Below are 6,447 nucleotides of genomic sequence, written 5' to 3'. Positions count from 1 at the left end.
ACACCGCCGTACACTTTTGCAAGAGTAGTACAGATAGCAGCAGTTAGAGTTGTTTTACCGTGGTCAACGTGGCCGATAGTACCAACGTTTACGTGCGGTTTCGTACGTTCAAATTTTTCTTTAGACATGGGGTGTCCCTCTAGGTACGGATTAGGTGGCTTAACATAAGACCACGCAACCAAAAAAATGGTTTTTTATTAAAGGAGAAGAAGCTTTAGACTGGTGCTAATACCCAGAGTCGAACTGGGGACCTCACCCTTACCAAGGGTGCGCTCTACCGACTGAGCTATATCAGCACACAAAATGAGTTGGAGCGTGCAGCGGGAATCGAACCCGCATCATCAGCTTGGAAGGCTGAGGTAATAGCCATTATACGATGCACGCAACACGTAACTCTGCTTGAGCTATTTAACCTTTAGAATATGGTGGAGGGAGACGGATTCGAACCATCGAAGGCAGTGCCGGCAGATTTACAGTCTGCTCCCTTTGGCCACTCGGGAACCCCTCCAAATTTTGAGCTTTCTCTCGCTGCCTTATAGGAAGGGAGAAAGTGGTGCCGACTACCGGAATCGAACTGGTGACCTACTGATTACAAGTCAGTTGCTCTACCTACTGAGCTAAGTCGGCACAAGTGGGGCGCATTTTATTGAATGATTTTCCACCTTGCAATAGTAAATTGAAAAAAAATGGAAAAATCTCATCTCAAATTCCTATATACAGCTATTTAGCTCAAGGTTTCTGCCTTTAACCCGCATCTAGTACAGGAAGATATTTTATTTATCTAGCGCATGATGTATTTTCCATGCACTTGTTTTGTCATCCACTATAGAGTTTAGTATGAGTCCATATATGTCATTCGACCGCGCACGTTGGTCTGAGCTAAGGAATTTAGTTCCGATGACACTTTCTGAAAGCGACTTAAAAGAGCTTCAAGGCATCAATGAAAAACTCACAATGGAAGAAGCTGTAGAGATTTATCTACCGTTATCTCGTCTATTGAATCTCTATGTTGCCGCAAGACAAAACAGAAATTCAGTGCTTCATGAATTCCTAGATAAAAAAGAGAAAGCGCCACCTTTTATTATTGGCATAGCTGGAAGTGTTGCTGTAGGTAAAAGTACAACCGCACGCCTGCTTAAAGCTCTCTTATCCCGCTGGGAAAACCATCCCAAAGTAGAACTCGTGACCACAGATGGCTTTTTGTACCCAAATGAGGTGTTAGAAGAGAAAGGGTTGATGAGTAAGAAAGGGTTTCCTGAGTCTTACGACATCAAGCGCTTAGTCAACTTTGTTTCAGATGTTAAAGCATGTAAAAGAAATGTCACTGCGCCAGTTTACTCTCACCTGACTTATAATATTACTGGTGATGTGAAGTGTGTGGATCTACCAGATGTTCTTATCATTGAAGGACTTAACGTTTTGCAAAGTGGCATGAACTACCCACACGAACCACATCGTGTCTTCATATCTGATTTCCTTGATTTTTCACTCTATGTTGATGCGGACAGCAAGCAGATCAAAGAGTGGTATATCAATCGTTTCATGAAATTTCGTGATGGCGCGTTTACCAAGCCCGGTTCGTACTTTAGTCATTACACCCGTCTGTCGAATCAAGCAGCATTCGATAAAGCGGAAGGTATATGGAGCTCAATTAATGGCTTGAACCTAGAACAAAATATCCTTCCGACAAGAGAAAGGGCACATCTGATTCTACGTAAAGGCGCAGATCATATGGTTGAAGAAGTGTTGCTTAGAAAATAGTAACGCCTTAGTCTCCTTTTCTTAACGATATCTCTCCACCAATATAGCTCTCGATGCCGTTCTCTGTTTTGAGTAACACGGCACCTTGTTCATCGATCCCCTGAACGACACCTTCAATTTCTCTAGGTCCAATAATCAATTTGACATTGCGACCTAAGAAATTATCTAAGCGATTCCAACGTTCGACAAAATTCGACATCCCTGTTAGTTCATAGTCGACAAGAGACTTGTCCCAGGCATTAATCAGAGCCTGTGCAAGTTGATTACGATCCGGTTCTTGTCCATCACACACCTCCTTGAGAGAGGTCCATGGCTGGCCAATACCTGATGTTGTCGGATCCATAGATAAGTTAAGGCCCAAACCAATTACAATATGAGCAGCACCACCAGATTGCCCTGACAACTCTACCAATATTCCTGCTAGCTTTTTGTCATTATGGTAAAGGTCATTCGGCCATTTAAGCTTAACGCCTTCGACTCCCATCTCTTCCAAAGCTTCAACAACGGCAACACCAACTACGAGGCTTAATCCCATAGCAGCAGCCATACCCGCATCAAGTCGCCAGTACATCGAAAGGTACAGATTAGCGCCAAATGGTGACACCCACTCGCGCCCGCGACGTCCTCGACCTGCTGCTTGATATTCAGCAATGCAGACTGAACCGGATTCGAGGTCGTTGGTGCGTTCTAACAGATGCTGGTTTGTTGAACCTATGATTGGAATCAGTTCAAGGGAAGCATCACGGCTAACAGCAGACAATCGCCCTTGATCAAGCATTTCTAAGCGGCTAGCTAGCTTATAACCTTTCCCTTGCACTCGATAAATATCCAAGCCCCACTCTTGAATACCTTTAATATGCTTACTGATCGCAGCTCGTGATACTCCGATCATTTCACCAAGGAATTCTCCAGAATGAAACTCACCATCAGCAAGGCATCTTAATAAGGCAAGCTTAGTACTGTGTTCTCTCATACTAATATCTCCAATGCTTTATCTAAGTTTGTCTCACCTTGTCGTCCCATAAAACGGACTTCATGTTCCAATTGAATATCAAATTTATCTAAGACAGATTGACGTACTCGCTCAGCTAGCTTAATGACATCCAAAGCAGTGGCTTTGTCATAGTTGATAATAACCAACGCTTGGTTTGGGTGAACTTGAGCACCACCTTCGATTACACCTTTGAACTGACATTGATCAATGAGCCATCCAGCAGCAACTTTGATCATGTTATTATTCTCATAACCTACAATGCTCGGGTACAGCAATAGTAATCGATCAAAATGATCTTTGGTGATTACTGGGTTTTTGAAGAAGCTGCCGGCATTACCTTGCACAGCAGGGTCTGGCAACTTGCTCGAACGAATGGCACATACTTCATCAAATATAGTACGAGGAGAAAGAGTCTCTATAGGAAGGCTTTTTAACGGACCGTAGTGATTACAAGGCTTCCACTCTTTAGGTAATGCTAAGCCGATCGCAACAACAATCGCTTTACCGTATAAAGCGTGTTTGAAAATAGAATCTCTATAACCAAAGAGACATTGCTCTTTGGTTAATCGTTTAACTGTATAAGTATCCAGGCAAAGAGTATCGACATATTCGCACACGTCTTGCAGTTCAACACCATATGCACCAATATTTTGAATAGGTGCAGAACCTGAACAGCCCGGTATCATTGCTAAATTTTCGAGGCCACCAAGCCCCTTTCCAACGCTCCACTCAACCAAGCTAGGCCAATCTTCACCACCGTTAACATGCAGTAAGTGATGGCTATCTATCTCGGTCAAAGTAATCCCCGTCAACTGATTCACAATGATCAGGCCCGCGAAATGATCAGTAAAAAGCATGTTACTGCCCTTTCCCAGTATTAACTTAGGTAAGGCCGACCATTTAGAGTCTTTATAAACAGAAATCAGTTCTTCGATGGTTGTCACTTCAACCAACGCATCACACGTCTGATCGATGGAAAATGTATGAACATTTTTTAAACTAGCATTGAGATGGAATTGCATGATGATATTCAATTAACTTACACTGCAGCCATTCTACCGTAGATAAACAAGTGGCGCAGTGACAGAATGAACAATGTCATCATTACCCAATTAGACCCCGTAAAGGTTCCTCTCGTTAAACGTTTCTATAAAGAACACTACCCAACAGGAAAAGCTAATAAGAGTGAACTGATTTATTCATTGCTACTGGATAACGAGCTTTGTGGTGTCGTGCGTTTTCGAACGATAGAAGATAGCCGCTTGCTTACCGGCATGGCTATCTCAAAACAGCATAGAGGCAAGCAATTAGGCTCCCAGCTTATGGAGTACTGTGAGCAACATACACTCACAGAAAAAGACTACTGCTTTACATACGCTCATCTCATAAACTTTTATACACGACACCAATTCATACAAATAGACCCAAAACAACTACCTAATGGTTTGAGAGTTTTATACGAGCGATATTCGAATAGCGGAAAAGATCTCATTCCTATGCATTATCAGCAAAATTGTTAGAGAATGCCTCGATTATCTAGTATTTGATGCTATGCCTTTGGTAAAATTAAAGGTTCGCAATTTTGCATATTTTTAAGGTAAAACAGTCAATATGATTGCCAGTAGGAATCCATTCATACAATTGCCAACCATAGCGCAGAATCCTGACAAGTTTGAAGTACTACTATCAGCGCAAGAGTTTCGAACTCGTTTACTTGACGAGATATCTCGCGCAACGACTCGTATTAGTTTAGTCGCTTTGTACCTTGAAGATGATGAGGCTGGCCGTGAGATCCTAACTGCCTTATATGAAGCAAAGCAAAAGAACCCAGATTTGGACGTGAGTGTTTGTGTCGATTGGCATCGAGCACAACGCGGATTAATTGGTGCAGAATCTTCTGAAGGCAATGCTGCAATGTACAAAGAATTCGCTGAAAAATATCAGCTCTCTGTTCCTGTCTATGGCATCCCTGTTCGCGGTAAAGAGGTCTTTGGCGTTTTACATCTGAAAGGATTTATTGTCGACGATAACGTGATCTATAGCGGTGCAAGTCTTAATAATATTTATCTGAATTATCATGACCGCTATCGCTTTGATCGCTACCATGTTTTAAACAACCCAACACTGGCTGATTCAATGTTCACTTATGTACAAGAACAAATGATCGCAGATAGTGCTGTTTATGATTTAGCTGATAAGAACAAGCCTGCTACCAAAGAACTCAAACCAGCTATTCGCCAATTCCGTTCGTCATTAGCAAGATCTCAATATCAGTTCGATGGACAAGAAGTTTCACCTGAACAAGTTGCCATAACGCCACTGGTCGGTATAGGTAAAAGACGTAATCGCCTGAATCAAGGAATTAATCAGCTGGTTGCTCAAGCGAAAGATGAGATATTCATTTGTACTCCTTACTTTAACTTCCCACCTAGTTTAGCAAAGGAAGTAAAGAAAGCGCTCAAGCGTGGTGTAAAGGTCAGCATTGTTGTTGGTGATAAGACCGCGAACGACTTCTTCATTTCACCAGAAGAAGAGTTTAAAACCATTGGCGGGCTGCCTTACCTTTACGAATTGAACTTACGTCGTTTTGCTAAAGCCAATGAAGCCAACATTGCCAGTCGCAATTTATCAATTCGGCTTTGGAAACACGACTCTAATAGCTTCCACCTTAAGGGTATTTGGGTCGATGAGCGCTATATGCTATTAACGGGGAATAATCTCAACCCTCGCGCATGGAAACTAGATCTAGAGAATGGTATTTTTATCCAAGATAACTACCATCACCTAACGGATAAGTTCCAAGCCGAAGTTGATAACATCCTTCAACATACGCAACTTATCTGCACTTACAAACAATTAGATAAAGTCGATACCTACCCGGTCGAAGTTCAGAAATTGATTCGAAAGATCACTCGCGTGAAAGCCGATAGAGTGCTTAAGCAAATACTGTAGTAGATGTATTAAAAACACTATTTATCAACGCCTGGCAAACGCTAGGCGTTTTTGTATCTACGAGGTAACGAGTCAACATCTCTATTTATTCACAGTGAGTGTGGTAGATCTAAGTGCTAAGTACCCTAACTTTTCCTTAGTTAGTCTAAGAGTTCCGGATACCTGTATCCGGTATGATATAGAGAACAGTTAAACGAGTACCAATACGAACATAATCGACAATTACCCTCTACGTATTAAAAGCAATAATGGTCGTCATTCCCTACAGCAAAGTGCGTGAGCGATAGGAAATCTCACATAATAAAGCAATAAGATAAGCCCAATTTGATGTGCTGTTCTATTTTAGCTTAACGACCAGAGTTAGAAGTAACCACCTATATTCCCAAGCAGCACGTCCCGATATCGAGTGAAGTACCAGAGCTAGTGATAAGGATCTGTAGCCAAATTCCAAAACACATACGCTTAAAACGACGAAAGCCTAGTCGTCAGACTAGGCTTTCTAATATGTGCCGGCATAGCGTTAAGTGCAGGGGCTCGATGCCTTTACCGCACTCATACAATCTAAAAGCAAAACACTTTTCTTCAAATGTAAAAAAGCCCTGCTATTACTAGTAGGGCTTTCTAATAAGTGGCGGAGTGGACGGGACTCGAACCCGCGACCCCCGGCGTGACAGGCCGGTATTCTAACCAACTGAACTACCACTCCGCAGTGGTCAACTCACTAAGTGAGCGTCCATATC

Annotated in this window: 6 protein-coding genes and 5 tRNA genes; 3 read left to right on the top strand and 8 right to left on the bottom strand. The window is 42.3% G+C overall.

Annotated elements, in window-relative coordinates:
- From L8S15_RS21610 to L8S15_RS21590, 5 genes are all read right to left on the bottom strand, one after another.
- Positions 1-128: GTP-binding protein (locus L8S15_RS21610; protein ID WP_227484038.1), on the bottom strand; the 128-nt coding region annotated here is incomplete at its 3' end.
- 92 nt (positions 129-220) lie between these two features.
- A tRNA-Thr gene (locus L8S15_RS21605) sits at positions 221-296 on the bottom strand.
- Between the two features lie 13 nt (positions 297-309).
- Positions 310-384: transfer RNA gene (locus L8S15_RS21600), tRNA-Gly, on the bottom strand.
- A gap of 39 nt (positions 385-423) precedes the next feature.
- Positions 424-508 (bottom strand) — tRNA-Tyr (locus L8S15_RS21595).
- Positions 509-551: 43 nt separating this feature from the next.
- Positions 552-627, bottom strand: a tRNA-Thr gene (locus tag L8S15_RS21590).
- Positions 628-837: 210 nt separating this feature from the next.
- Between L8S15_RS21590 and coaA the strand changes: the two genes are divergently transcribed.
- Complete coding sequence (gene coaA, locus L8S15_RS21585; protein WP_029189146.1) at positions 838-1,761, top strand: type I pantothenate kinase; 924 nt, start codon at positions 838-840, stop codon at positions 1,759-1,761.
- 7 nt (positions 1,762-1,768) lie between these two features.
- Here coaA and birA read toward each other — a convergent pair whose 3' ends face one another.
- Positions 1,769-2,734, bottom strand: coding sequence for a bifunctional biotin--[acetyl-CoA-carboxylase] ligase/biotin operon repressor BirA (gene birA, locus L8S15_RS21580; RefSeq protein ID WP_280575143.1), 966 nt, complete (start codon positions 2,732-2,734; stop codon positions 1,769-1,771).
- Positions 2,731-3,777, bottom strand: a complete 1,047-nt coding sequence (gene murB / locus L8S15_RS21575) for a UDP-N-acetylmuramate dehydrogenase (protein ID WP_010435581.1) — start codon at positions 3,775-3,777, stop codon at positions 2,731-2,733. Before murB ends, birA begins: the two co-directional genes overlap by 4 nt.
- 66 nt (positions 3,778-3,843) lie before the next feature.
- Here murB and L8S15_RS21570 point away from each other — a divergent pair, with 66 nt between their 5' ends.
- Together L8S15_RS21570 and pssA are read left to right on the top strand one after the other, a co-directional pair.
- The gene (locus tag L8S15_RS21570) at positions 3,844-4,275 is read left to right on the top strand and encodes a GNAT family N-acetyltransferase (protein ID WP_010435583.1); all 432 of its coding nucleotides are present in this window, start codon (positions 3,844-3,846) and stop codon (positions 4,273-4,275) included.
- A gap of 91 nt (positions 4,276-4,366) precedes the next feature.
- The gene (gene pssA / locus L8S15_RS21565) at positions 4,367-5,707 is read left to right on the top strand and encodes a CDP-diacylglycerol--serine O-phosphatidyltransferase (protein ID WP_280575139.1); all 1,341 of its coding nucleotides are present in this window, start codon (positions 4,367-4,369) and stop codon (positions 5,705-5,707) included.
- 629 nt (positions 5,708-6,336) lie between these two features.
- Here the strand turns inward: pssA and L8S15_RS21560 are convergent.
- Positions 6,337-6,413: transfer RNA gene (locus L8S15_RS21560), tRNA-Asp, on the bottom strand.
- Positions 6,414-6,447 lie beyond the last annotated feature (34 nt).

Source organism: Vibrio sp. S/42/10, from assembly GCF_029890535.1.
Classification (GTDB): Bacteria; Pseudomonadota; Gammaproteobacteria; order Enterobacterales; family Vibrionaceae; genus Vibrio; species Vibrio cyclitrophicus.
Note: the sequence above shows the minus strand (reverse complement) of the source record. Positions and strands in the feature narration are given on the sequence as shown.